Raw genomic sequence first — 25,467 nt, 5'->3', positions numbered from 1 at the left:
GTCCGGGACGCAGGAGTAAAACGGACCCCATGCCGATCACCCACGACACCATCACCACCGCCGACGGCACCGCACCGGTCACCGTCGCCACGCCCGAGGGCACCGGCCCCTGGCCCGGCGTCGTCCTGTACCCCGACGCCGGCGGGCTGCGGCCCACCATGGAACAGATGGCGGCCACGCTGGCCGATTTCGGCTATGTCGTGCTGGTGCCCGACGTCTACTACCGCAACCCGGGCTGGGGACCGATCGACCTCAACACCGTGTTCGGCGACCAGGAACTGCGCAAGCAACTCTTCGAGCTGATGGGCACGCTCACCCCGGAGATCATCGCCGCCGACGCCGAGGCGTTCTTCGACTATCTGGAGGCCCGGCCGGACGTGACCGGCACCAAGTTCGGCACCACCGGCTACTGCATGGGGGGACGCGCGTCGCTCATCGTCGCCACCCGGGTGCCCGACCGGGTCGCCGCGGCGCTGTCCTTCCACGGCGGCCGGCTGGCGGTCGCCGACGATCCGGACAGCCCGCATCTGCTCGCGGACAAGATCCAGGCCGTGGTCTATGTGGGCGCCGCCGAGAACGACGGCTCCTTCACCGAGGACGACGGCAAGCGGCTGGCGGACGCGCTGTCCGGCGCCGCCGTCGAGCACACCATCGAGTTCTACCCCGCCGCGCACGGTTTCGCGGTGCCCGACCACCGTGCGGTGTACGACGAGGCCGCCGCGCAGCGGCATTGGGAGGCCACCGAGCGGGTGTTCGGCGCCGCGCTGGCCCCGGCCTGACCCCGGCCGAGCCGGTAAGCGACGATTGACTGCGTGTACGACCAGCCCAGCACCTTCCAGCCCGATCCCAGCGAACCCGGATTTCGCATCGACCCGGTACTCGCGCGCAGCTGGCTGCTGGTCAACGGCGCCCAGTACGACCGTTTCGCACCGGCCGCCCGGTCCCGCGCGGACATCGTGATCCTCGATATCGAGGATGCCGTCGCACCAAAGGACAAGGTGGACGCCCGCGAGAACGTGGTGCGCTGGCTGGCCGACGGCAACACCGATTGGGTCCGGATCAACGGGTTCGGCACCCCGTGGTGGGCCGATGACCTGGAGATGCTGAGCAACACCGGCGTGGGTGGGGTGATGCTCGCCATGGTCGAAGGCGTCGACCACGTCACCGAGACGGCCCGCCGCCTGCCGGACGTGCCGATCGTCGCGCTGGTGGAGACGGCCCGCGGGCTGGAACGCATCACCGAGATCGCGTCGGCCAAGGGCACCTTCCGGCTGGCCTTCGGTATCGGCGACTTCCGCCGCGACACCGGCTTCGGTGACAACCCGGCCACCCTGGCTTACGCCCGGTCCCGGTTCACCATCGCCGCCAAAGCCGCGCAGCTACCCAGCGCCATCGACGGACCTACCGTCGGGTCGAGCGCCCGCAAGCTCAGCGAGGCGACCGCGGTGTCCGCGGAGTTCGGGATGACCGGCAAGATCTGCCTGACCCCCGAGCAATGCCCCACCGTGAACGAAGGTCTCTCCCCCTCACAGGAGGAGATCAGCTGGGCGCGTGAGTTTTTCGCGGAGTTCCAGCGCGACGGCGGGGAGATCCGCAACGGCTCGGACCTGCCGCGCATCGCGCGCGCCAACAAGATCCTGGACCTGGCGAAGGCTTACGGCATCCACGAGTCCGACTTCGGCGACGATCCGGATCACGTGCCGGCGCCGTCGGACACGTTCCACTACTGAGCCACTACCGAGATCGCCGGCGGGAGTGCGCGTACGTGGCCACCGCCCGGATGATCCCGCGCGCGGCGTAGACCGCCGCGAGGATGGACAGCAGGATCAGTACGACGAACATCACCAGCCAGTTGCTGCGGCTGTGGCTGACGTTCCACCACACGATGGTGAACAGCACCGCGCAGACGAACACCACGATGTCGCGCCAGTTGCCGGTGTAGGAGGCCGCGATCGCGCGGATCTCGCGGTTCTTCTCCACCGCGGCGACGATATCGTCGATGCGGGTGTCGATGGAGCGCTGCAGCGCGGCACGGCGTTCCACATCCTCTTCCGGAATGCCTTGCAGCAGTTCCATGTCCGCTTTGATCGAGGCGCGGACATCCGGGCCCTTGAAGGTTCCCGCCGCGATACCGAGCAGCGCGCCGCCGGCGATCGGTGCGGCCCCCAGTGCGAGTTCAGCGATCCCTGGCATAGCGGGGAGCCTACCGCCCGCGTCAGTTTTGACGCAGGGACTCGATCCGGTCGGCCAGCATGGTCGTCCACTCGTCGACATAGTCCTCATCGGGGGTGTCCACGGCGGGCACGTCGAACACGATGCGGGTCATGCGCTTGCCCAGCAGGGCGTTGACCCCGAACGTGGCGATGCGACGCGCGGCCGGCTTACCCAGATCGGGTGCACATGCGCTGACCCAGTCGGTGAGTTCGGTGTACAGGCCGTCGACCAGGGCGGCATAGGCGTCCTGGACGCGGGGTGATTCGGTGGCCGGGGTACGTGCGGCGACCCGGAGGAACTCGGCCTCCCGGTCCAGCACGCTGAGCAGATAGCGGCACAGCAGAGTCAGCTCGGTGCGCAACTCCCCCTGTCCGGCGAACAGGGCGCTGATGTCGCGCATGGCGCGGCGCCGGTCCAGCTGGCGGTCGATCCCCGCGGCGAGCAGGGCTTCCTTGGATTTGAAGTGGTTGTACAGCGCCCCGCAGCCGGGCACCAGGCCCGCGGCCTTCTCGATCTGATTGATGCTGGTGGCCCGGTAGCCCTGCGCGCCGAACAGCCGCATGGCCTCGTTGACCAGTCGTTCCTTCGTCGAAACCTGCACCCTTGACCGTCCATAAGTGAGTACATATATTCGGTAGGACATCACTATAACCCGAGGAGGCCCGATGTCGGGCAGCGAGCGCGCGGTCCCGCACGGACGTGTGCGTCGCACGATGCCGGTGGCGGGGTTCACCGCCCGCGCCGCGGGCGGACGCGTGGTGGCAGCATTACGGGAGAAGGCGGGTGACGCCGGCGCCGTCGAGCGTTTCCACGAACGCACCGCCGAGCGATACGTCGAGTTGCTCGGCCACTCCAAGGGCGTCCTGATGAAGGCCGGCCAGTTGATGTCGATGGTGGACGCCGCGGCCATCGGCGCCGGCGAACTCTCGCCGTATCAGAAGGCACTGACCCGCCTGCAGGCCGATGCGCCGCCGATGGATTCCGCTCTGGCCCATCGTGTTCTGGAAACCGAACTCGGGCGCCCTGCCGGCGAACTGTTCGCCGAGTTCGACAGCGAACCCATGGCGGCGGCCTCCATCGGGCAGGTACACCGCGCGGTGCTGCACGACGGCCGTCGGGTCGCGGTGAAGATCCAGTACCCGGGGGTGGCGCGGGCGATCCGCGACGATCTGTCCAACACCGAACTGCTGTCCACCGTGTTCCGGTTCGCCGCCGGCGCGGCCGGCACGCTGGGCGCGGCCCTGCCCGACATCGGCGAGGCCGCCGCCGAGATCTCGGCGCGCATCTCCGAGGAACTCGACTATCGGCAGGAGGCCGCCCACATCACGGCATTCGCCGACCTGTACCGCGGACACCCGTTCATCCGCGTGCCCGACGTCATCGCCGAGGCCTCCGGCGACCGCGTGCTGACCATGACCTACCTGGACGGGTTGGACTGGGCCGCAGCACAAGACGCGACGCAGGACCTGAAGAACACCTGGGCCGAGGTGATCAGCCGGTTCATCACCGGTTCCTACCGGCACGCCAACCTGTTCCACGCCGACCCGCACCCGGGCAACTACCGGTTCGGCACCGACGGCACCGTCGGCTTCCTCGACTTCGGCTGTGTGAAGGTGCTCACCGAACGCACCCGCCGGAGGATCGTCACGATGCTGCAAGCGGCGATCACCGGCCGCAAGGACGAGTTACGCGCCTCGATGGTCGAAAGTGGCTTCTTCACCGAGGATTCCACCCTGACCGCCGAGGATGCCCACGCCTGGTACGCCGGGATCATCCACGAACTGATCGGTCCGCAACCGGCCACCTACACCGAGCAGGCGTCGGCGCGGGCCATCGAATACCTGGTCGACGTCCGCGCCGCCGACCATCCGCTGCGGCGGATGTCGGTGCCGCCGGATTTCGTCTTCTTCTCCCGGCTCAACCTCTCGATGAACGCGATCTTCACCACGCTGCACGCCACGTTCAACGCCCGCGACTCCGTCGACGACATGGACGGATTGGCCGAACCCACCAGCGACCTGGGCCGCCGGCACATCGCCTGGGTCCGGGAACGCGGCCTGCCGTTCGGATTGGATCACCATGACCAGCGCTGAGATTCGTTCCGCCCGGCTGCCCTGGGACGCCGCCGATCCGTACCCGTTCTACGAGAGCCGGCGCCGGCACGGCAACGTGGTGTGGGACGACACCGCCCAGGCCTGGCTGGTGCTGGGGTATGACGCGGCCCGCCAGGTACTCGGGGGAACCGGCTGGACCAGCGACCCGTTCGCCAACGCTCTGGCGCAGGCGTCCGCGGACGTCGTCGGCCGCGAATTCGCGCGGTCCTCCATGCTTTTCGCCGACGGTGACGTACACCGACGGTTGCGCGGATCGGTCCGCGACGTCTTCACCCGCGGTTTCGTCGCCGACCTCGGCGCCGGGGTGCAGTCGATCGCCGACAGCCTGATCGAACATCAGCCGGCGGCAACCGAATTCGACTTCATGGCCGAGATCGCCCTGCCGCTGCCCATCGCCGTCATCAGCGCCTGGCTGGACCTGGACAGCGAGGCCGCCCACCTGCTGCGCGAGGTGTCCCCCGTCATCATCCGGATGCTCGGCACGCTGGCCGAGCCGGACGAGATGGCCGCGGGGACGGCCGCTTCGGCCACGCTGATGGCGGAGTTCCTACCCACCGCGGCCGACCGGCGCGCACATCCGGGTGATGACCTGTTCAGCTTCATCGCCGGGGATCCGACCCTGTCGCTCGACGAGGTGGTGACGACCGCCATCCTGATCGCCGTTGCCGGTCACGAGACCACCGCAAATCTGCTCGGCGCGGCCATGCTCACGCTGCTCACCCCGGATGCCGACGGCACCCGGATCGCCGATCGCATCGAGCCGGCGGACCCGGCGGTGGTGGCCGAGCTGATCCGGCTGGACGCGCCGGTGCAGTCCACCGTGCGCACCGCCACCAGCAGGCAGCACCTCGACGGAGTCACCATCGAGGCCGGCCAGAGTGTGCTCGTGGCGGTCGCCGCCGCCAATCGCGACCCCGCGGTGTTCGACGAACCCGGCCGGTTCCGGCTGGATCGCGTTGCGCCCGCGCCGCTGTCGTTCGGGTACGGCGCGCACTACTGCCTGGGCGCGGCGCTGGCCCAGCTCGAGCTGTCCATCGCCCTGCCCAGGCTCCTGTCCCGCCGCCCCGCGTTGGCCGGCCCGGTGAGCTGGCGGGACACGCCGGCCATCCGCGGCCCACTGACCGTGCCGATGGTGTTCGGCGGTACCTAGTGCGGGTTTTCGTCACCGGTGGGACCGGCGCCATCGGTACGTACACGGTGCCGGCGCTGATCGCCGCCGGCCACACCGTGTCGGCGCTGGCCCGCAGCGACGCGACGGCCGCCGCGCTGCGCGCCCACGGCGCCACGCCGGTGCGGGTCTCACTGTTCGACCGCGACGGCCTGACCGCGGCCTTCACCGGTCACGACGCCGTGGCGAACCTGGCCTCCGCGCTGCCGTCGACGCGGCGGTTCCTGCTGAAATCGGCGTGGACACAATGCCACCGGATCCGGCGGGACGGATCGGCCGCCGTGGTCGACGCCGCGGCTGCCGCCGGCGTCGGGCGGGTGATCCAGGAGTCGGTGGTGATGATCTACCGCGACGGCGGTGACCAGTGGATCGACGAAAGCTGGCCCACACAGCGGTATTTCATCGCCGAGGGCAACCATGCCGCCGAGGACAGTGCCCGCCGGTTCGGGCCGGGTGCGGTGATCCTGCGGTTCGGGATGTTCTACGGGCCCGGCGCCGCGCACAGCGAGGAACTGATGTCCTTGGCGCGCCGCCACATCGGGTTCGCGGCTGGCCGGCCGCAGAGCTACGTGTCTTCCATCCAGCTCGCCGACGCGGCCGACGCCGTGGTGGCCGCCCTGGACTGTGCCGGCGGCACCTACAACATCGTCGACGACGAGCCCGTCACCGCCGGCGACAACATGCGGGCGATGGCCTCGGCGGTCGGCGCCGGTCCATGGCTGCACGGACCCGGCCGCGCCGCCCTGCTCCTGGGCGACCGGTCCACCTCGATGACACGCTCGCTGCGCGTCCGCAACGCCCGGTTCCGGGCGGCCACCGGGTGGTCGCCGCGGTATCCCAGCGTGCGCGAGGGTTATCGGGCCATGGCTCAGTCGCTCATCAGCTGAGCGGCCACCGTCGCGCCGAGATTCCAGCACGCCTCCAGATCGGCCTTGCCCGGTTTACCCGAAACCACCACGTACTCGGCCGCTTTCACCCAGCCCAGCCCGGCGGTGATGCCGGTGACGGCGCGTTCGGCACCTTCGGTGCCTTCGTTGCCGTGCAACCACAAGCCGAATGGCCGGCCGCGGGTGGAATCCAGGATCTGGTAGTACGACTCGTCGAAGGCATGCTTGAGCGCGCCACTGAGATAACCCAGGTTCACCGGGCTGCCGAGCAGATAGCCGTCGGCCGACAGCATGTCCACCGGCGACACCGTCAGCGCCGGCCGGCGCACCACTTCGACCCCCTCGATGTCCGGGTCGGTCGCCCCGGCCAGCACCGCCTCGAACATCTCCTGGCAGTGCGGCGAGGGTGTGTGGTGCACGACGAGCAGCCTCATGCCCGGTGCACCGCTCGCTCCATCTCGACGGCCGTACGCATGGTCTCGCGCGCGCGGCTGCGGTCCCCGGCGTAGTCGTAGGCGCGGGCCAGCCGATACCAGCGCACCCAGTTGTCCCGATCGGCCTCGAGTTCGTCGCGCACCGTCGCGAACAGTTCGTCGGCCGCGCTTCGGTCGATCCGGCCGGACGGCATCCGCGCCAGCGCGCTGACGTCGAGCTCCATGCCGCTCTCCCGGGCCAGCCGGGCCAGCCGCTGATGCGCGAAGCCGGCCCGCAGCGTGCTCACCAGCGCCCACACCCCGACGATCGGCAACAACAGCAGCGCGACACCCAGCCCGATGGCCGCCCACTCCCCCGACGCCAGGAAGGCGAACGCGATCCGGCCCAGCATCACGAAGTAGACGACCATCGCGACACACATGAAGCCGATCAGCAGCTGGATGCGCAGGCTGCGAAGGCCGGCCTGGCTGTCCGGGTGGGCCATCAGAGATCGAGGAGCGGTTCGATGCCGACGGTCAAGCCGGGGAACTGGGCGACCTTGCGGACCCCGAGCAGCACGCCCGGTACGAACGACGTGCGATCCAGGCTGTCGTGCCGGATGGTCAGCGTCTCACCGGTGGTGCCGAACAGCACCTCCTGGTGGGCGACCAGCCCGGCCAGCCGGATCGAATGCACCGGGATGCCGTCGACGTCGGCGCCGCGGGCACCGGCGAGTCCGGTGCTGGTGGCATCGGGGTTGGGCGGCAACCCTTTCCGGGCCTCGGCGATGAGCTTGGCGGTGCGCGCGGCGGTGCCCGACGGCGCATCGGCCTTGTGCGGGTGATGCAGTTCGATGACCTCGACGGACTCGAAGTGCCGCGCGGCCTGCTTGGCGAAGTGCATCGTCAGCACGGCGCCGATGGCGAAGTTCGGGGCGATGAGCACCGAGACGCCGGGTGTGGCGTCCAGCCAGGCGCGCACCTGGGCGATGCGCTCGTCGGTGAAGCCGGTGGTTCCGACGACGGCGTGAATACCGTTGTCGATCAAGAACTTCAGATTGTCCATCACCACATCGGGGTGGGTGAAGTCGATGACCACCTCGGTGTTGGTGTCGGTCAGCGTGGTCAGGGCGTCACCGGCGTCGACCTCGGCCGACAGTTCCAGGTCGGCGGCGTCCTGGACCGCGGCCACCATGGTCGCGCCGACCTTGCCCTTGGCACCCAATACTCCCACTCGCATGGGGGCAGCCTACTGCGGTGGCCGTACCGTGGGATCATGCGCCTGCACCCCGCCGCCCTGCCCATCACGGTGGCCGCTCTGGCCGTGGCCGGCTGTTCGGGCACCGCCGCGGCGGAGCAGGGCGACGACCTGGACGGCCGGACCTTCGTCTCGGTGGCCGTGGCCGGCGAGCCGATTCCCGGTGGCGGGCCGTTGACCGTGGCCTTCATCGACGGGCAGATCCGCACGTTCGCCGGCTGCAATCACGGGTCCGGTCCCGTCGATCTCGCCGACGGCCGGATCGTCACCCAGCTGGCCAGCACGATGATGGCCTGCCCGCCGCCGGTCGGCGATGCCGACGCCTGGGTGGACCGGTTGTTCCAGGCGCAGCCGTCGTGGACGGTGTCCGGGGACACCCTCACGCTGCACGGCCCGGCGACGACGGTGACGCTGCGGGACAAGTCGGTGGTGAACCCGGACCGTCCGCTGATCGACACCAGTTGGCGGGTGGACACCCTGCTCACCGGGCAGGCGGCCATGACATCGGTGGCGCTGGAAGCGGCGAGGCCCGGGCTGAGCCTGCGCCCTGACGGGACCGTCACCGGCTGGACCGGATGCAACACCTTCTACGGCCGGGCCGACGTCACCGGTGACACCGTGACCTTCGGGCCACTGAACCGCAGCGGCCCGGCGTGTGCCGGTGAGGTCGGCGACATCGAACGGTCGATCCTGCGGGTGCTCACCGGTTCGGTCACGGCGTCGATCGACGCCGACCGCCTGACCCTGACCGGCGCCGAAGGCAACGGATTGGTGCTGCGCGCCGAGTAGCATCTCGCCATGCGTGGCGCGAAGATCCTCATCACCGGACCGACCGGACAGGTCGCCGCACCGCTGGCGATATCGCTGGCCGCCGAGAACGAGGTGTGGGGCATCGCCCGGTTCACCGACGCCGCGGCCCGGGAGAACCTGGAGCGGGCCGGGGTTCGCTGCGTGCCGGTGAATCTGGCCGCGGGCGACTTCAGCGGTGTGCCCGCGGATTTCGACTACGTCCTCAATCTGGCGGTCGCCAAGAGCGGACGCTGGGACAAAGATCTGGCGGCCAACGCCGAATCGGTGGGCCTGCTGATGGCGCACTGCGCCGATGCGAAGGCGTTCCTGCACTGTTCGTCGGCCGCGGTCTACGATCCGCCCGACGACGACCCCCGCACCGAGTCGGCCGCGCTCGGCGACAACCACAAGTCGATGCTGCCGACCTACTCCATCTCCAAGATCGCCGGCGAGGTGGTGGCGCGGACCATGTCGCGCGCGCTCGGGGTGCCGACGGTGATCGCACGGCTCAATGTGCCGTACGGCGACAACGGGGGCTGGCCGTTCTATCACATGGAGATGATGCGCACCGGCATCCCGATCCCGGTTCCGCCCGGCGGGCCCGCCTATTACAACCCCATCCACCAGGACGACATTCTGGCGATGCTGCCACGCATGCTCGCCGCCGCGTCGGTGCCGGCGACGACGGTCAACTGGTGTGGTGATCAGACGGTGAGTTTGCAGCAGTGGTGCACCTTCATCGGCGAACTGGTCGGCAGCGAGCCGGTGTTCGACGTGAGCGAGCAGGCCCTGCGCGGTGGCCCCACCGACACGACACTGATGCGTGAACTGGTCGGCACCACCGCGGTGGACTGGCGCGACGGTATCCGCCGGATGGTGGCCGCGTTCCACCCGGAGCTGGTGTCCCGCTAGAGCGGCGAGGCACCGCGCAGGTGCTCGAAGATCAGCGAGGTCTGCGTGCCGGCCACGTCGGCGTCGGCGTTGAGGTTCTCCACCACGAACGACCGCAGGTCCTCGGTGTCGCGAGCGGCGACGTGCAGGATGAAGTCGTCACCGCCGGCCAGGAAGTACACGTCCATCACCTGGGGCCGCTTGCGGATCTGGGCGATGAAGTCGCGGATGCGCCCGCGTGCGTGCGATTGCAGGCTCACCGAGATCATGGCCTGCATGGTCAGCCCCACCGCGGCCGGGTCGATATCGGTGTAGAAACCGCGGATCACCCCGATCTCCTGGAGCCGGCGCAGCCGGCCGTGACAGGTGGAGGGGGCGATGCCCACGATCTCGGCCAGCGCGCTGTTGGAGATGCGGGCATCGGCATGCAGGGCCAGCAGCATCCGCCGGTCGATGTCGTCGAGCTCGGCGGGCCGAACATCCTTCGGCCCGGGAGCCAGACGCGCGCGCGCCGACGGTGATTGTTCACGCATGCCGCGATCTTAGCGAATTAACATCAGAGTCATTGCCCAAGGGCCGAAGGTTCTTCACACTGATACGAGAAATCACCGGTCCACCCAGGAGCATGAAATGCGCGTCGGCATCCCGACCGAAATCAAGAACAACGAGTTCCGCGTCGCCATCACCCCCGCGGGTGTGGCCGAACTGACCCGCCGCGGTCACGACGTGCTGATCCAGGCCGGCGCCGGCGAGGGCTCGGCGCTGTCGGACAGCGATTACAAGGCCGTCGGCGCCCAGATCGTGGCGACCGCCGACCAGGTGTGGGCCGAGGCCGATCTGCTGCTCAAGGTCAAGGAGCCCATCGAGGCCGAATACGCCCGCCTGCGCAAGGGCCAGACCCTGTTCACGTACCTGCACCTGGCCGCGTCCAAGCCGTGCACCGATGCACTGCTCGCCTCGGGCACCACCTCGATCGCGTACGAGACGGTGCAGACCGCCGAGGGAGCACTGCCGCTGCTGGCCCCGATGAGTGAGGTCGCGGGCCGGCTGTCCGCCCAGGTCGGCGCCTACCATCTGATGCGCACCCAGGGCGGCCGCGGCGTCCTGATGGGCGGCGTGCCCGGTGTCGCCCCGGCCAAGGTCGTCGTCATCGGCGGCGGCATGGCCGGCGACAACGCTGCCGCCGTCGCCTGGGGCATGGGCGCCCATGTCACGGTGTTCGACCTGAACGTCAACACCCTGCGCAAGATCGACGCCGAGTACGGCGGCGCCATCGAGACCCGTTACTCGTCCAGCCTGGACCTGGAAGAGGCCGTCAAGCAGGCCGACCTGGTGATCGGTGCGGTGCTGGTGCCCGGCGCCAAGGCACCCAAGCTTGTCACCAATGCGACTGTGGCACAGATGAAGTCCGGCGCGGTGCTGGTCGACATCGCGATCGACCAGGGGGGCTGCTTCGAGGATTCGCGGCCCACCACGCACGACGACCCCACCTTCGCCGTGCACGACACCGTCTTCTACTGTGTCGCCAACATGCCCGGCGCGGTGCCGCGCACGTCGACCTACGCGCTGACCAACGCGACCATGCCGTACGTGCTCAAGCTGGCCGACAAGGGCTGGCGGGCAGCCTGTGCCGCCGACACCGCACTGGCCAAGGGCCTGTCCACCCACGAGGGCGCACTGCTCAACGAGCACGTCGCCCACGACCTCGACCTGCCGTTCACCGATCCGGCGACCGTGCTGGCCTGACCTTTTCACCCCTACCGTCGCCCGGCTGGATCTTCCGGCCGGGCGACGAGTGCGTTCACGGGTGGTTCGGGTCCAGCAGGTACGGCAACACCAGGCCGACGAGCTCGCCGATCAGCGGACGCAGCCCGGCGGCTTTCGGATCGTCGGCGGCCGAGCGCGTCATGATCGCCAGTAGCACCCGCCGGCCGTCGGGCCCGTAGGCGACGCCGACATCGTTGGTACTGCCATAGTCGCCGCTGCCGGTCTTGTCCGCCGTGGTCCACCCCTGGGGCAGGCCGGCCCGCATGCTCGACGTCTCGTTGGCCCGCATCCACTGTTCCAGCAGCGACCGCTGCGGCGGTGCCAACGCATCACCGGTGAGCAGCGCGCGGTACCCACCGGCCAGCGCGGCGGGGGTGCTGGTGTCCCGGGGATCACCGGGAACGGCCGAGTTGAGTTCGGTCTCCCAGCGGTCCAACCGGCTACGCTCATCCCCGATGCTGCGGGCGAACGCGGTGATCGCCGGCGGACCGCCGAGCCGCTTGAGCAACAGATTCGCCGCCGTGTTGTCGCTGACCTGCAGCGCCGCCTGGCACAGGTCGGCAAGCGTCATCTCGGTGCCCGCTCGCGGCCCGGTCCGCGGTGAGTTCGCGACCACCGCGGCCGGATCGACGTATTCGGTTGCGTCCAGCGGGAATTCACCGCGTTCGACACCCCGCAATATCCGGCCGGCCGCGTAGGCCTTGAACGTCGAACACATGGCGAAGGACTCGTCGGCGCGGTGCGACACCGCGCCCGGCCCGTCCAGATCCACCGCCGACAACCCGATTTTGGCACCGTGGCGACGCTCCAACGCCGCGATCCGCTGATCGAGCGGGGTTCCGGGGTCGGCGTGCACCGGCGCACTGGTGCACACGGCCGCGGCGAAGGTCAGGCCACCGATGAGAGCGCTACGTCGCGACAGTCGCATGCCCCCGACTCTACCGATCAGCCGGCGATATTCCGGAGACGTTGCGGCAGCGAGCGTTTCGACTTGTGCGGACCCAGCACCGCGGCACCCAGCGGTTTGGTCAGCAGCTTGCGCGCCACCGCGTTGACCTCGTCCAGGGTCACCGCGTCGATCTGCGCCAGGGTCTGGGCGATGGTGCGATGCGCACCGTAGTTGAGTTCACTGCGGCCCATCCGGTGCATCCGTGAGCCCGAATCCTCCAGGCCCAGTACCAATCCGCCGCGCAGCGAGCCCTTGGCGATCCGGCATTCGGCCTCGGTGATACCGTCGCGGGCCACCTCGGCGAGCACATCGGTGGCCAGCCGCACCACCTCGTCGAAACGCTCCGGCAGGCACCCGGCGTACACCGACAGCGCACCGGCGTCGGAGAACATGTCGATGGTCGAGTACACCGAGTACGCCAGCCCCCGGGTTTCCCGGATCTGTTGGAACAGGCGGGAACTCAGTCCCCCGCCGATCGCGTTGTTCAGCACCGACAACGCCCAGCGGTGTTCCCAGTACCGCCCCGGGGTACGCACACCGGCCAGCACGTGGCTCTGCTCCGAGTCCCGGTTGACCAGCAGCAGACCCGGCCGTCCGGGGACGCGACCGGTGCCCTTGCGGTGCGGCTGCGGGCTGCGCCCGGCCACCAGGTGCGGGCCGAAGTACTCCCGGGCCAGCGCGACCACGTGCTTGTGATCGATGTTGCCGGCCACGGCGAGCACCATGCGTTCGGGCGTGTACCTGCGGACGTGGAAGGAATGCAGCTGCGCACGGGTCATCGCCTCGATGGACTCCGTGCTGCCGATCACCGGACGGCCGACCGGGTGATCGCCGAACATGGCGGTGAGGAACACGTCGCCGAGGGTGTCTTCCGGATCGTCGTCACGCATGGCGATCTCTTCGAGCACCACGTCGCGTTCCACCTCGACGTCCTCGGGGGCGCAGCGGCCGCGCAGCACGACATCGGCCACCAGGTCGACCGCGAGTTCCACGTCGGTGTCCAGCACATGCGCGTAGTAGCAGGTGTGCTCGCGCGCGGTGAACGCGTTGAGCTCGCCGCCCACCGCGTCCACCGACTGCGCGATGTCGACCGCCGAGCGCGTCGGCGTCGACTTGAACAGCAGATGCTCCAGGAAGTGCGCGGCGCCGGCCACCGACGGGCCCTCGTCACGGGATCCGACCCCGACCCACACCCCGACCGATGCCGAATGCACCGACGGGATGTACTCGGTGACCACCCGCAACCCTCCGGGCAGCGTGGTGGTCCGCACTGCCTCGGAGGTTTGCGCGCCGCCGGAACCGCGACGCAATCCCGAACTACGCGTCAGCGGTCGCGGCATCGGCGGGTGCGTCGGCGGGCGCCTCGGCGCCGGCCTCGCCCTCCTCGGCGACCAGGACCAACGAGATCTTGCCGCGGTTGTCGATGTCGGCGATCTCGACGCGCAGCTTGTCACCGACCTTGACCACATCCTCGACCTTGGCGATGCGCTTGCCGCGGCCCAGCTTGCTGATGTGCACCAGGCCGTCGCGGCCCGGAAGTAGCGACACGAAGGCGCCGAAGTCGGTGGTCTTGACGACCGTGCCGAGGAACCGCTCGCCGACCTTGGGCAGCTGCGGGTTGGCGATGGCGTTGATCTTGTCGATCGCGGCCTGGGCCGCCTCGCCGTTGCTGGCGCCGACGAACACGGTGCCGTCGTCCTCGATGGAGATGGAGGCGCCGGTCTCCTCGGTGATCGAGTTGATCATCTTGCCCTTGGGCCCGATCACCTCGCCGATCTTGTCGACCGGCACCTTGATGGTGGTGATCCGCGGCGCGTACGGGCTCATCTCGTCGGGCTCGTCGATGGCCTCGGCCATCACCTCGAGGATGGTGGTGCGGGCATCCTTGGCCTGGCTCAGCGCACCGGCCAGCACCTGGGACGGGATACCGTCCAGCTTGGTGTCCAGCTGCAGCGCGGTGACGAAGTCCTTGGTGCCGGCGACCTTGAAGTCCATGTCGCCGAAGGCATCCTCGGCGCCCAGGATGTCGGTCAACGCGACGTAACGGGTTTCACCGTCAACCTCGTCGGACACCAGGCCCATGGCAATACCGGCCACCGGCGCCTTCAGCGGCACACCGGCGTTCAGCAGCGACAGCGTCGAGGCGCACACCGAGCCCATCGAGGTGGAACCGTTGGAGCCCAACGCTTCCGACACCTGACGGATGGCGTAGGGGAACTCTTCGACGGACGGCAGCACCGGCATCAGGGCGCGCTCGGCCAGCGCGCCGTGGCCGATCTCGCGGCGCTTGGGCGAACCCACCCGACCGGTCTCACCGGTCGAGAACGGCGGGAAGTTGTAGTGGTGCATGTAGCGCTTGGTGGTCTCCGGCCCCAGCGAGTCGATCTGCTGGGCCATCTTGACCATGTCCAGCGTGGTGACACCCATGATCTGGGTCTCGCCGCGCTCGAACAGGGCGCTGCCGTGGGCCCGCGGGATGACCGCGACCTCGGCGCTCAGCGCCCGGATGTCGGTGATGCCGCGGCCGTCGATCCGGAAGTGATCGGTCAGGATCCGCTGGCGCACAAGCTTTTTGGTCAGCGAGCGGTAGGCCGCGCCGATCTCCTTCTCGCGGCCGGCAAAAGTCTCGGCCAGGCGTTCGAGCACCTCGCCCTTGATCTCGTCGGTGCGGGCGTCGCGCTCGGCCTTGCCCGCGATCGACAGCGCCTCGGACAGCGCGTCGGTGGCCACCGCGGCCACGGCGTCGAAGGCGTCGTCGGCGTAGTCCGGGAACAGCGGATAGTCGGCGGTTTCCTTGCCCGCGGCGGCGTGCAGCTCTTCCTGCGCCTTGCACAGCGTGGCGATGAACGGCTTGGCGGCCTCCAGGCCCTCGGCCACCACGGCTTCCGTCGGCGCCCCGGCGCCACCGTTGATCAGTTCGATGACATTGTCGGTGGCCTCGGCCTCGACCATCATGATCGCCACGTCTTTTTCGGAGCCGTCACCCACCACACGGCCGGCGACCACCATGTCGAACACGGCCTTCTCCAGCTGCTCGACGGTGGGGAACGCCACCCACTGGCCCTCGATCAATGCGACGCGCACGCCGCCGACGGGGCCGGAGAACGGCAGACCGGCGATCTGGGTCGACGCGGAGGCGGCGTTGATGGCCAGCACGTCGTACAGATCCTTGGGATCCAGGCTCAGCACGGTGACCACGACCTGGATCTCGTTGCGCAGCCCCGACACGAAGGTGGGGCGCAGCGGCCGGTCGATCAGCCGGCAGGTCAGGATCGCGTCGGTGGAGGGCCGGCCCTCACGACGGAAGAACGAGCCGGGGATGCGTCCCGCGGCGTACATCCGCTCCTCGACGTCGATGGTGAGCGGGAAGAAGTCGAAGTGATCCTTCGGGGTCTTGCTCGCGGTGGTGGCGCTGAGCAGCATGGTCTCGTCGTCGAGGTAGGCGACGACGGAGCCGGCGGCCTGCCGGGCCAACCGGCCGGTCTCGAAGCGGATGGTGCGGGTGCCGAAGCTCCCGTTGTCGATGACGGCGGTCGATTCGAAGACGCCTTCGTCGGTTTCAACTGCAGACATAGGTGTCCGTACAGCCTCTCTGTCGGGTATTCAACTGTTTCGCGCGTCGAGCGCAACAGATTCCCGTCCTGGATGCGGCTACGGCCGTCGATCGAAGCGGCCGGGAGTCAGAATTCCCGGCAGCCACTACCGAAGACCGCCCGATCCCTCGGACGATGCGTGACGCGCAGGAACGGTGCGCGCTTCACACGCGCGAACCGCACCAAAGTGTCAAGGCCTGTGGCCTAAAACATCCCCATGCTACACCGCGACGTTGCCGCCCCCGTCAGGCGACGTCCTCGACGCACACGGTGAACTCTCGTTGGTCATAGGGGTAACCGATCCCGCTGGCGCACTGGTCGACATTGGCCACGCCCTGCAGGATCTGTGTCGCCCGCTGCCGGTGCGGCTGAGCGGTGTCGCCACAGTCGACGCGGACGGGGTCACGACCGTGGTCCGGGTCGATGCTCATGCAGCCACCGGCCACCCAGTCGATATCCATGCAGATGGTGCCGCCCACGTCACCGAAGGTGCTGTGCATGGAGTAGTACGAGTCGACGTCGGTCGGGCAGTCGTCACCGGTGGCGACGGCAGCGACGACCTTGTAATTGGACTCCGGACTACCGCACTGTGCCTTGATGGCCTCCGGGCGGTCGACCGGTCCACCGACCTTCAGGCAGTCGCCGGCGCGCAGATCCGCGGCGGCGGCCGACGAACAGCCGGTGGCCAGTCCCCCCAACAAGCAGAACGCGGCCAGACCGGCCGCGGCCCCGGGAGTCAGCGACGCAGACCGAGGCGCTCGATCAGCGACCGGTAACGCTCGACGTCGACCTGCGCGACGTACTTGAGCAGCCGGCGCCGGCGACCGACCAGCAGCAGCAGCCCCCGCCGCGAGTGGTGGTCGTGCTTGTGCAGCTTGAGGTGTTCGGTGAGGTCGGAGATCCGCTTGGTCAGCAGAGCAACCTGAGCCTCCGGCGAGCCGGTGTCGGTGTCATGCAGGCCGTACTGGCCGAGGATTTCCTTCTTCTGTTCGGCAGTGAGCGCCACGAATACAACTCCATCAAAAAGGTCCGCGAGGATCATCTGGGGCGCGGCCGCCGCGAACTGCAGCACGCGCTGGGTCGCCGGGAAGTCTAGCAGCACCCTACTGCGCAGCAAGAATCGTGCGGGCCCGGGCGGTATCGCCCTGCATCGCGACGATCAGGTCGTCCACCGAGTCGAATTTCTCCTGGCCACGGATGCGGGCCACGAAGTCGACGGCGACGTGCTGGCCGTACAGGTCGGCCTCGGTGTCCAGTACGAACGCCTCGACGGTGCGGGTGCGTCCGGAGAAGGTCGGGTTGGTGCCCACTGACACCGCCGCCTGATAGCGCTGCCCGGGTGTCACGGTGCCGACCACCGGGCCGTGGCCCAGGACGGTGAACCAGGCCGCGTACACCCCGTCGGCCGGGATGGCCGAATGCATGGGCGGCGCCACGTTGGCGGTCGGGAAGCCGAGCACCCGGCCGCGGCCGTCACCGCGCACCACCACGCCTTCGACCCGGTGCGGGCGGCCCAGCGCCTCGGCCGCGGCCACCACGTCGCCGGCGTCCACACAGGAGCGGATGTAGGTCGAGGAGAACGTCACCGTCTCGTCGCGGTTGGTCGCGGCCGCCGCGGAGATTTCGGAAACCAGCGACATCCCCTCGACGGCGAAGCCGAATCGCTCGCCCGCCTTGCGCAGCAGTTCGACGTTGCCGGCCGCCTTCTTGCCGAAGGTGAAGTTCTCACCGACCACGACCTCCACCACGTGCAGGCTTTCCACCAGGAGTTCGTGGATGTAGCGCTCGGGCGTCAGTTTCATGAAATCGGCGGTGAACGGCATCACCAGGAACACGTCCACGCCGGTCTCCTCGACCAGCTCGGCGCGCCGGGTCAGGGTGGTCAGCTGCGCGGGATGGCTGCCGGGGAACACCACTTCCATGGGGTGCGGATCGAAGGTCATCAGCACCGTCGGCACGCCGCGCGAGCGGCCGGATTTGACCGCGTGGCTGATCAGTTCGGCGTGACCACGGTGCACCCCGTCGAACACACCGATCGTGATGACACATCGCCCCCAGTCCGTGGGGATGTCTTCCAGGCCCCGCCACCGCTGCACAGCGCAAGCCTACGGCGCGCCGGCCGTGCCGTCTGCGCTGGATCCCCGGATCAGGTGACGATTGCCTAAACTTTGTCGGTGTGAGGCCCCAGTGAGTCCCAACGGCACCCCGCAAGACCTGACGACGGTTGCGCAGGACTACCTCAAAGTCATCTGGACCGCCCAGGAGTGGTCCAGGGAGAAGGTGAGCACCAAGTTGCTCGCCGAACGGATCGGGGTGTCGGCGAGCACGGCCTCGGAATCCATCCGCAAGCTCGCCGACCAGGGCCTGGTCGATCACGAGAAGTACGGGGCGGTGACGCTCACCGAGGCCGGGCGGCGCGCGGCGCTGGCCATGGTGCGCAGGCACCGGCTGATGGAGACCTTCCTGGTGCGCGAACTCGGCTACGGCTGGGACGAGGTGCACGACGAGGCCGAGATCCTAGAGCACGCCGTGTCCGACCGGATGCTGGACCGGATCGACGCGAAACTCGGATATCCGACCCGGGATCCGCACGGGGATCCGATCCCGGCGGCCGACGGCCGGGTGCCGACCCCGCCGGCGCGGCAGCTGTCGGCGTGTCATGACGGCGAAACCGGGACGGTGGCCCGGATTTCGGACGCCGATCCCGAGATGCTGCGCTATTTCGACAGCGTCGGTATCAGTCTGGACTCGCGGCTGCGGGTGCTGGCCCGGCGCGACTTCGCCGGCATGATCTCGGTGGGCATCGAGTCGACCGACGGCTCGACCGATGGCTCGACCGATGTCGAGGCCACGGTGGATTTGGGAAGTCCTGCTGCGCAGGCGATCTGGGTTGTCCCCTAGGGTTCGATCAGCGAACCGAGTGCACCAGGCGCAACTGTGGGCGGGCCGCAACGGCCTGCGCCTGCGCCTGCCGGGCCAACCCGTCGAGGCCGGCCAGACTGCCGATCAACTGGCACACGCCGTCGGCTTCGACGGCATCGAGGATCGCCGGGCTCAGCAAGGCACCGCTGAACTGCCCGCTGGCGGTGATCCACGACCCGGAGCCCGCGGGTGAGAGCCGGAACATCAACCGCACCGACAACCCCTGCAGGCCCGTGCCGGCCAACTCGATGCGGGCGCCGTCGTCAACGATCTCGACCACCCAGTCCAGGGTGTCGGTGATGCCCAGCATGCAGATCTTGGCGCTCAGCCGGGTGCCGACCTCCAGGCTGTCCGGCGGTTCGGCGACCCAGCTGTCGTGCACGGCGAACCACTGGTCCCAGGTGCGCGGATCGGTGAGCACCTGCCACACCGCGGCCGGCGCGGCGACCAGGTGTGATGCGGCGTCGATATGCCCGATCTGCACCTCACGCTCGCGGTGCGAGAAGATGCGTGCGCCATCGCGCTTGGGCGCCGCTCGCCGTCCATCCGCGGCATAACCGAACCACTCGGAGGGATACGCAGGCAGCTGCACTGTCATATCTGAAACAACGCACCGCGAATAACCGCGGTTCCCAGGAATTGTTGTGGCCGTGGTCTCGAATTGATCACGAAGCGGAAAGCGCCACACCGCAAACCGCATGCTCACCACCGGTCACGTCGGTTGCAGCAGCCACACCGGCCACAGGATCACAGGGTGGCCGGCCGGAGTACGACCACCGATGAGGTGCGCGATGCGCCGTCCCGCAGCAGCGCGATGACCTGGCCGTCCGGCGCGGTGGCCGCGTACACCCCGTCGATCCCCGCGGGCCCCAGCGCCCGACCGTGCCGCGCGTCCTCGGTTTCGGCGGCGGTCAGGTCGCGGCGCGGGAAGCCCAGCAGGCAGGCCTCGTCCAGGCCGTAGGACAACCGCGCGTCGGCTTCCAACTGTTCGATGGTGCGGGCCTCGTCCAGGCCGTACCGGCCGACCTTGGTGCGGCGCAGCGCCGTCAGGTGCCCACCGACACCCAGGGCGGCACCGACATCGCGGGCCAGCGCCCGGATGTAGGTGCCCGACGAGCAGTCCACCTCGACGTCGACATCGACGAAGGTATCCAGCCTGCGCACCGCCAGCACGTCGAACCGGTCGATGCGCACCGGCCGGGCGGCCAGCTCGACGGTCTGGCCTTCGCGCGCCAACTTGTAGGCGCGCTGGCCCGCCACCTTGATGGCACTGACCGCCGAGGGCACCTGCTCGATGTCGCCGCGTAGCGCGGCCACCGCCGCCTCGATCGCGTCATCGGTGACGTGCGCCGCGGAAACATCCTGCAGCACCTCACCTTCGGCGTCTTCGGTGGACGTCGTGCGGCCGAGGCGGATCGTGGCCGCATAGGACTTGTCGGTGGCGGTGAGCAGTCCGAGGATCTTGGTGGCCCGTTCGATACCGACCACCAGCACCCCGGTGGCCATCGGATCCAACGTCCCCGCGTGTCCCACCTTGCGGGTGCCGAAGAACCGCCGGCACCGCCCGACGACGTCGTGGCTGGTGAGGCCGGCGGGCTTGTCGACGATCACCAGACCGGGTGCCGGACTCACAGGGTGATCGCCGTCAGTGCGATTCCGTCGGCCACCGACCAGCGCCCGGACAGCGCGGTCAGCGGAGGACCGGACTCGGCGGCCGGATCGATCAGGATCCGCGACTCGAAAGTCCCTGCCGCACCGGACGAATCGGGGGTGAACGTGATGTGGGCATCCTCGAAGCCGAGCCACCGGTGCGTCAGCGGGAACCAGGCCTTGTAGGTGGCCTCTTTGGCGCAGAACAAGATTCGATCCCAGTGCAGGCCGCCCGGCAGGCCGGACAGGTGTGCGCGTTCGGCGGGCAGGCTGATCGCGTCGAGCACACCCTTGGGCAGCACGTCATGCGGTTCGGCGTCGATGCCCAGCGAACGAACCTCGGTGCTGCGGCCCACCACCGCACCGCGGAAACCCTCGCAGTGCGTCAGGCTGCCGACGACGCCGTCGGGCCAGCACGGTTCGCCCTTGTCGCCCTTGAGGATCGGGGCCGGCGCCACACCCAGCTCACCGAGCGCCTGCCGGGCGCAGTAGCGAACGGTGACGAACTCGTTGCGCCGCTTGGCCACCGAACGCGCCACCAGCGGCTCCTCCTCCGGCAACGGCGCCAGACCGGGCGGGTCGTCGTAGGTTTCGGCCGACACCACGACATCGGGCACCAGGGCACGCAACAGGGCCACGGTCAGTACCCCCGCCGGGCTTTGATGCGCTCCTGCATCTTCTGGGCGTTGTCCCGCATCTCGGCGGTGATCTCGAAATGCCCGCCGAACTCGTTGAGGTAGCCGGGCGCATACACCGGGTCCGGCAGGATCTGACGTAACCAGCGATAGGGCTTGCGGCGGCGCCACTCTCGCGGATAACCGACCGAGACCTCCTCGAACCGCACGCCGTCATACCACGTGGTGCGCGGGATGTGCAGGTGCCCGTAGACCGAGCAGATGGCGTTGTACCGGGTGTGCCAGTCCCTGGTGGCGGTGGTGCCGCACCACAGCGAGAACTCGGGGTAGAACATGGCATCGCAGGGTTCGCGCACCAACGGGAAATGGTTGACCAGCACGGTCGGGTTCATCCAGTCCAGGTCTTCCAGCCGCTTGCGCGTCTTGGCCACCCGGTCGCGGCACCAGGCATCGCGGGTGGCGTAGGGCTCGGCCGACAGCAGGAACTCGTCGGTGCCGACGACATTGCGTTCCCGGGCCAGGGCCAGGCCCTCGGCCTTGGTGGCGGTGCCCTCGGGCAGGAACGTGTAGTCGTAGAGCAGGAACATCGGCACGATGGTGGCCGGGCCGCCCTCTTCGTTCCACACCGGGAACGGGTGCTCCGGGGTGACGATGCCCATCTCGTCGCACATGGTGACCAGGTAGTCGTAGCGGGACTGCCCGAAGATCTGCATCGGGTCCTTGTTGGTGGTCCACAGTTCGTGATTGCCCGGCACCCAGATCACCTTCGCGAACCGTTTGCGCAGCAGATCCAGCGCCCAGCGGATCTCGTCGGTGCGCTCCCCGACGTCGCCGGCGACGATCAGCCAGTCCTCCGGCGAGGACGGGTAGAGCGATTCGGTGACCGGCTTGTTGCCGGTGTGACCGGTGTGCAGGTCGCTGATGGCCCACAGCACGGGCCTGCGCTGTTCTCGTGACGTCGCGGACACAACGGTCCAGCCTACTTGCGCTGCCCGGGTCACGGCACGGCCACCGTGCGAGCAACTAGAACCTGTTCTCATTTCTCGTCCGGACGCCGGGCGCACCCTTGTACACTCCCCCGCAGTGCTCGGAAGTTCCGAGCCCGTGGAGGGGATGTGATGGCGGCCAAGCTGCGTCTGCTGTCGGCGCTGTGCGCGCTCGTCGCGGCCGTGATCGTGGTGTGGCAGGCCAACCCGGCCGGCGCTCCGACACAGGTCCGGGCGGCCGATCTGCCCCTGACGAACGTGTCGACCAGCATCAAATGGCCGGTCATCGAGACCACCGACCCGTCCCCGTTCGATCCGTGCCGCGACATCCCGCTGGATGTCGTGCAGCGCATCGGGCTGGCGTTCACCCCGCCCACGCCGGAGGACGGCCTGCGTTGTCACTACGACGCCGGCAACTATCAGATGGCCGTCGAGGCGTTCGTGTGGCGAACCTACGAGCAAACCCTGCCCGCCGACGCCGTCGAGCTCGACATCGCCGGCCACCGCGCGGCCCAGTACTGGATCATGAAGCCCACCGACTGGAACGACCGGTGGTGGATCACCTGCATGATCGCGTTCAAGACGAGCTACGGCGTGCTGCAGCAGTCGGTGTTCTACTCGCCGATCCACTCCCCGGACGGCCCGGACTGCCTGCAGGTCAACCTGCAACGAGCCAACGAGCTGGTGCCCTACTACAAGTTCTGACGCGACGCCGCCGGTACAGTTTGTTAGGTGAGCTCGAGAATCTCGCAGCTGTCCCGGCGCGCCGCCGCCCGCGCCCTTCGTCTCCCGCCTCCGACGTCCGATTACGCGGTGCACCGCGCGGTCGAGGTCCCGATGCGCGACGGTGTGCGACTGCTCGCCGACCACTACGCGCCGCTGACCGACAGCCCGGCCGGCACGCTGCTGGTGCGCGCCCCCTACGGGCGCCGGTTCCCGTTCACCATCCTGTTCGGCAGCATCTATGCCAGCCGCGGCTACCACGTCGTGTTCCAAAGTGTGCGTGGCACATTCGGGTCCGGTGGTGAGTTCACGCCGATGGTCAACGAGGTCGACGACGGCCGCGACACCGCGGCCTGGCTGCGCGAGCAGCCCTGGTTCACGGGCAGCTTTGCCACCATCGGGCTGTCCTACCTGGGTTTCACCCAGTGGGCGCTGCTCACCGATCCACCGCCGGAACTGGCCGCCGCGGTGATCAGCGTCGGCCCGCATGATTTCGCCGAATCATCGTGGGGCACAGGGTCGTTCTCGCTGAACGACTTCCTCGGCTGGAGCCACATGATGTCGTATCAGGAGGACCCCAACCCGGTGCGGGCGATCGCCCGCCAGGCCCTCGCCGGCCGGCAGCTGGAGGCCGCGACGATGGCGTTGCCGGTCGGCGCGGCGGGGCGGCGGCTACTCGGCGAAGGCGCGCCCTGGTACGAGTCGTGGCTGCAGCCGCCCGACGAAGATCCGCAGCACTGGGCCCGGCTGGCCGTCACCGAGGCACTGGACCGGGCCGACGTCCCGGTCCTGCTGATCAGCGGCTGGCAGGACCTGTTCCTGGATCAGACGTTGGCGCAGTACCGGCGCCTGCGCGAGCGCAACGTCACCACGGCACTGACCGTGGGCTCATGGACGCACACCCAGCTGATGCGCGACGGCGCACCGGTGGTCCTGCGCGAGACGCTGGACTGGCTGGGCACGCATCTGGCGGGCCGCCCGAGCGCACCACGCAGTCCGGTGCGGGTGCACGTCAACGGCGGCGCCCCGGGCGACGGCTGGGTCGAGCTGCCCGACTGGCCCCCGGTCACCGGGGAGCGGGTGCTCTATCTGCGAGCCGGCGGCGGCCTGGCCGACGTTCCGGGCGCCGACGGACGCACCTCGACGTTCACCTACCAACCGGCCGATCCGACCCCGACCGTCGGCGGCCGGCTGCTGTCGGGCAACGGCGGTTACCGCGAGGACTCCGCGCTGGCGGCCCGCGCGGACGTGCTGACGTTCACCGGCGGCCCGCTGCCCGCCGACCTGTATTCGGTGGGGGTGCCGGTGATCGAGCTGGCCCACCACAGCGACAATCCGCACCACGATCTGTTCGTCCGGATCAGCGAGGTGGACGGCGCCGGCCGGTCACGCAACGTGACCGACGGATTTCGGCGCTACACTTCGGCTTCCGCGGCTTCCGTGGCATCCGGTGACACCGTGCGCATCGAGCTCGACGCGATCGCCCACCGCTTCGCGGCCGGCTCCCGGATCCGGGTGCTGGTGGCCGGCGGGTCGCATCCGCGGTTCGCCCGCAACCTGGGCACCGGCGAACCCACCGAAACCGGGCAGGCCCTGCGGGCGTCCATCCACACCGTCAGCCATGACGAGCGGTCCCGGGTGATCCTGCCCGCCGGGTCCGCACCGCCGTCAGCCGACTGACCGGCGCACCCGTTCGGCGACACCGGCCAGGGTGCCCTCGTCATGAACGGGCGCGCCGTAAACCGGGCGCACCGGCAGCTGCAGCCAACTGGCACAGCCCGCGTATTCCGGCATCCGGGGCATCCGCACCGGCCGCACCAGCGGGTAGGCCTGCACCACCAGCACCGTCAGCCGGTGCCGCGGACGGAAGTCCAGCCGGTCGGCGCGCACGGATTCGGCGGTCCAGATGTGCAGGTCGGCGATCTCGTCGAGGGCCTGCGGCCGGTTCACCGCGACGGCCGCCACCACGCGGGCACCGGCGCGCAGCAGCACCGCCTCCTCGGTGCTGTCGCCTTCCGCGGTCGCGGCGGCCAGCAGGTCGCGGTGCTCGGGGCGTACCCGCTCGGCGTGACTGTGCGCGACCGTCGGGAACAGCAGGAACTCGCCGGCCTGCACCTCGAACCGCTTCTCGTGGATTCCGCCCTTGCGCAGCAGCACCGTCTGGCGACCGGCGAGCAACGCCCGCACCGCCGCACCCCACTCCTTGAGCGCGGGTGAATTCACTTGGCGGCCAGGCGCGCCCGCACCTCCGGGCGGCGCAGCGGGGGCACCGTCTTGGGTGGCTGGCGGCGCGGGGGCAGTTGCCGCAACAACCGCGTGGTCACCTCGGTGACCTCCGCGACGGCGGCCTCGAAAGCCGCCTCGTTGGCGGCGGTGGGCCGGGTGATGCCGCTGACCTTGCGGATGTACTGGCGCGACGCGGCTTCGATCTCCTCGGCGGTGGCGGCCGGCTCCAGCCCCCGCAACTCGGTGATGTTTCGGCACATGGCTCCACGATAGGTTCATCGG

The 25,467-nt window shown here is 69.2% G+C and carries 29 protein-coding genes; 11 read left to right on the top strand and 18 right to left on the bottom strand.

Annotation, left to right across the window (positions count from 1 at the left end; translation table 11 throughout):
- Positions 1–29 precede the first annotated feature (29 nt).
- Both BN977_RS27730 and BN977_RS27725 read left to right on the top strand, forming a co-directional pair.
- The gene (locus BN977_RS27730; protein WP_036403123.1) at positions 30–779 is read left to right on the top strand and encodes a dienelactone hydrolase family protein; all 750 of its coding nucleotides are present in this window, start codon (positions 30–32) and stop codon (positions 777–779) included.
- A 33-nt stretch (positions 780–812) separates the two neighbouring features.
- Positions 813–1,730, top strand: a complete 918-nt coding sequence (locus BN977_RS27725) for an HpcH/HpaI aldolase/citrate lyase family protein (RefSeq protein WP_036403120.1) — start codon at positions 813–815, stop codon at positions 1,728–1,730.
- Positions 1,731–1,734: 4 nt separating this feature from the next.
- Here the strand turns inward: BN977_RS27725 and BN977_RS27720 are convergent, their stop codons facing one another.
- Positions 1,735–2,193, bottom strand: a complete 459-nt coding sequence (locus BN977_RS27720; RefSeq protein WP_036403118.1) for a hypothetical protein — start codon at positions 2,191–2,193, stop codon at positions 1,735–1,737.
- Positions 2,194–2,215: 22 nt separating this feature from the next.
- Positions 2,216–2,776, bottom strand: a complete 561-nt coding sequence (locus BN977_RS27715; protein WP_084172776.1) for a TetR/AcrR family transcriptional regulator — start codon at positions 2,774–2,776, stop codon at positions 2,216–2,218.
- Positions 2,777–2,879: 103 nt separating this feature from the next.
- On the opposite strand from BN977_RS27715, the gene BN977_RS27710 reads away from it, so the two are divergent.
- The 3 genes from BN977_RS27710 to BN977_RS27700 are packed head-to-tail and all read left to right on the top strand — an operon-like array spanning position 2,880 to position 6,383.
- Positions 2,880–4,307, top strand: coding sequence for an ABC1 kinase family protein (locus BN977_RS27710; protein ID WP_036403114.1), 1,428 nt, complete (start codon positions 2,880–2,882; stop codon positions 4,305–4,307).
- Positions 4,294–5,478, top strand: coding sequence for a cytochrome P450 (locus tag BN977_RS27705; RefSeq protein ID WP_036403111.1), 1,185 nt, complete (start codon positions 4,294–4,296; stop codon positions 5,476–5,478). The genes BN977_RS27710 and BN977_RS27705 overlap by 14 nt, the downstream gene beginning before the upstream one ends.
- Complete coding sequence (locus tag BN977_RS27700; RefSeq protein ID WP_036403109.1) at positions 5,478–6,383, top strand: NAD-dependent epimerase/dehydratase family protein; 906 nt, start codon at positions 5,478–5,480, stop codon at positions 6,381–6,383. Before BN977_RS27705 ends, BN977_RS27700 begins: the two co-directional genes overlap by 1 nt.
- Here BN977_RS27700 and BN977_RS27695 read toward each other — a convergent pair.
- From BN977_RS27695 to dapB, 3 genes are read right to left on the bottom strand one after another with little or no spacing between them, the layout of a single operon-like run.
- Positions 6,365–6,817: a flavodoxin family protein gene (locus BN977_RS27695; protein ID WP_036403106.1), complete on the bottom strand. Its 453-nt coding sequence runs from the start codon at positions 6,815–6,817 to the stop codon at positions 6,365–6,367. The two genes, BN977_RS27700 and BN977_RS27695, sit on opposite strands and share 19 nt — an antisense overlap.
- On the bottom strand, positions 6,814–7,302 hold the full coding sequence (locus BN977_RS27690) for a membrane protein (protein WP_036403103.1): 489 nt from the start codon (positions 7,300–7,302) through the stop codon (positions 6,814–6,816). The genes BN977_RS27695 and BN977_RS27690 overlap by 4 nt, the downstream gene beginning before the upstream one ends.
- Positions 7,302–8,036, bottom strand: coding sequence for a 4-hydroxy-tetrahydrodipicolinate reductase (gene dapB, locus BN977_RS27685; RefSeq protein ID WP_036403101.1), 735 nt, complete (start codon positions 8,034–8,036; stop codon positions 7,302–7,304). Before dapB ends, BN977_RS27690 begins: the two co-directional genes overlap by 1 nt.
- Before the next feature lie 36 nt (positions 8,037–8,072).
- On the opposite strand from dapB, the gene BN977_RS27680 reads away from it, so the two are divergent.
- Positions 8,073–8,843 carry an META domain-containing protein gene (locus BN977_RS27680; RefSeq protein WP_036403098.1) on the top strand — a complete coding sequence of 257 codons (771 nt, stop codon included), beginning with the start codon at positions 8,073–8,075 and terminating at the stop codon, positions 8,841–8,843.
- A gap of 9 nt (positions 8,844–8,852) precedes the next feature.
- On the top strand, positions 8,853–9,755 hold the full coding sequence (locus tag BN977_RS27675; protein WP_036403095.1) for an NAD-dependent epimerase/dehydratase family protein: 903 nt from the start codon (positions 8,853–8,855) through the stop codon (positions 9,753–9,755).
- Here the strand turns inward: BN977_RS27675 and BN977_RS27670 are convergent.
- A complete protein-coding gene (locus tag BN977_RS27670; RefSeq protein WP_024454051.1) occupies positions 9,752–10,267 on the bottom strand; it encodes an HTH-type transcriptional regulator AldR in 516 nt (171 codons plus the stop codon). The two genes, BN977_RS27675 and BN977_RS27670, sit on opposite strands and share 4 nt — an antisense overlap.
- 97 nt (positions 10,268–10,364) lie before the next feature.
- Here BN977_RS27670 and ald point away from each other — a divergent pair, with 97 nt between their 5' ends.
- The gene (gene ald, locus BN977_RS27665) at positions 10,365–11,480 is read left to right on the top strand and encodes an alanine dehydrogenase (RefSeq protein ID WP_036403092.1); all 1,116 of its coding nucleotides are present in this window, start codon (positions 10,365–10,367) and stop codon (positions 11,478–11,480) included.
- Positions 11,481–11,535: 55 nt separating this feature from the next.
- On the opposite strand, the gene bla is transcribed toward ald, so the two are convergent.
- The 6 genes from bla to BN977_RS27635 form a co-directional block, all read right to left on the bottom strand.
- Positions 11,536–12,429, bottom strand: a complete 894-nt coding sequence (gene bla / locus BN977_RS27660; RefSeq protein ID WP_036403089.1) for a class A beta-lactamase — start codon at positions 12,427–12,429, stop codon at positions 11,536–11,538.
- Positions 12,430–12,446: 17 nt separating this feature from the next.
- A complete protein-coding gene (locus BN977_RS27655; RefSeq protein ID WP_036403086.1) occupies positions 12,447–13,790 on the bottom strand; it encodes a M16 family metallopeptidase in 1,344 nt (447 codons plus the stop codon).
- The gene (locus BN977_RS27650; protein ID WP_036403084.1) at positions 13,768–16,023 is read right to left on the bottom strand and encodes a polyribonucleotide nucleotidyltransferase; all 2,256 of its coding nucleotides are present in this window, start codon (positions 16,021–16,023) and stop codon (positions 13,768–13,770) included. The genes BN977_RS27655 and BN977_RS27650 overlap by 23 nt, the downstream gene beginning before the upstream one ends.
- Before the next feature lie 265 nt (positions 16,024–16,288).
- Entirely contained in the window at positions 16,289–16,783 is a 495-nt protein-coding gene (gene lppU, locus BN977_RS27645; RefSeq protein ID WP_420846401.1) for an LppU family putative lipoprotein, read from the bottom strand.
- Positions 16,780–17,049 carry a 30S ribosomal protein S15 gene (rpsO, locus tag BN977_RS27640; RefSeq protein WP_024454057.1) on the bottom strand — a complete coding sequence of 90 codons (270 nt, stop codon included), beginning with the start codon at positions 17,047–17,049 and terminating at the stop codon, positions 16,780–16,782. The genes lppU and rpsO overlap by 4 nt, the downstream gene beginning before the upstream one ends.
- A 97-nt stretch (positions 17,050–17,146) precedes the next feature.
- Positions 17,147–18,139: a bifunctional riboflavin kinase/FAD synthetase gene (locus BN977_RS27635; RefSeq protein ID WP_024454058.1), complete on the bottom strand. Its 993-nt coding sequence runs from the start codon at positions 18,137–18,139 to the stop codon at positions 17,147–17,149.
- Between the two features lie 91 nt (positions 18,140–18,230).
- Between BN977_RS27635 and mntR the strand changes: the two genes are divergently transcribed.
- Positions 18,231–18,944 (top strand): manganese-binding transcriptional regulator MntR, encoded by a 714-nt coding sequence (gene mntR / locus BN977_RS27630; protein ID WP_024454059.1) that lies wholly within the window; start codon positions 18,231–18,233, stop codon positions 18,942–18,944.
- A gap of 7 nt (positions 18,945–18,951) precedes the next feature.
- Here mntR and BN977_RS27625 read toward each other — a convergent pair whose 3' ends face one another.
- The 4 genes from BN977_RS27625 to BN977_RS27610 form a co-directional block, all read right to left on the bottom strand.
- Positions 18,952–19,563, bottom strand: a complete 612-nt coding sequence (locus tag BN977_RS27625) for a type II toxin-antitoxin system Rv0910 family toxin (protein WP_051561944.1) — start codon at positions 19,561–19,563, stop codon at positions 18,952–18,954.
- Between the two features lie 149 nt (positions 19,564–19,712).
- Positions 19,713–20,597: a tRNA pseudouridine(55) synthase TruB gene (gene truB, locus BN977_RS27620; RefSeq protein WP_036403081.1), complete on the bottom strand. Its 885-nt coding sequence runs from the start codon at positions 20,595–20,597 to the stop codon at positions 19,713–19,715.
- Positions 20,594–21,259, bottom strand: a complete 666-nt coding sequence (pptT, locus tag BN977_RS27615) for a 4'-phosphopantetheinyl transferase PptT (RefSeq protein WP_024454062.1) — start codon at positions 21,257–21,259, stop codon at positions 20,594–20,596. The genes truB and pptT overlap by 4 nt, the downstream gene beginning before the upstream one ends.
- Complete coding sequence (locus BN977_RS27610; RefSeq protein ID WP_036403078.1) at positions 21,256–22,218, bottom strand: ACP phosphodiesterase PptH; 963 nt, start codon at positions 22,216–22,218, stop codon at positions 21,256–21,258. The genes pptT and BN977_RS27610 overlap by 4 nt, the downstream gene beginning before the upstream one ends.
- Positions 22,219–22,368: 150 nt before the next feature.
- On the opposite strand from BN977_RS27610, the gene BN977_RS27605 reads away from it, so the two are divergent.
- Positions 22,369–22,941, top strand: a complete 573-nt coding sequence (locus tag BN977_RS27605) for a DUF3558 domain-containing protein (RefSeq protein ID WP_036403075.1) — start codon at positions 22,369–22,371, stop codon at positions 22,939–22,941.
- Positions 22,942–22,968: 27 nt separating this feature from the next.
- Positions 22,969–24,639, top strand: a complete 1,671-nt coding sequence (locus BN977_RS27600) for a CocE/NonD family hydrolase (RefSeq protein ID WP_036403073.1) — start codon at positions 22,969–22,971, stop codon at positions 24,637–24,639.
- Here the strand turns inward: BN977_RS27600 and BN977_RS27595 are convergent.
- Positions 24,628–25,182 carry a DUF1802 family protein gene (locus tag BN977_RS27595; RefSeq protein WP_036403071.1) on the bottom strand — a complete coding sequence of 185 codons (555 nt, stop codon included), beginning with the start codon at positions 25,180–25,182 and terminating at the stop codon, positions 24,628–24,630. The genes BN977_RS27600 and BN977_RS27595 overlap by 12 nt on opposite strands.
- Positions 25,179–25,445, bottom strand: coding sequence for a DUF2277 family protein (locus BN977_RS27590; protein ID WP_024454067.1), 267 nt, complete (start codon positions 25,443–25,445; stop codon positions 25,179–25,181). Before BN977_RS27590 ends, BN977_RS27595 begins: the two co-directional genes overlap by 4 nt.
- Positions 25,446–25,467: the final 22 nt, after the last annotated feature.

This window comes from Mycolicibacterium cosmeticum, assembly GCF_000613185.1.
GTDB lineage: Bacteria > Actinomycetota > Actinomycetes > Mycobacteriales > Mycobacteriaceae > Mycobacterium > Mycobacterium cosmeticum.
This window is presented reverse-complemented; position numbering and strand designations above follow the sequence as displayed.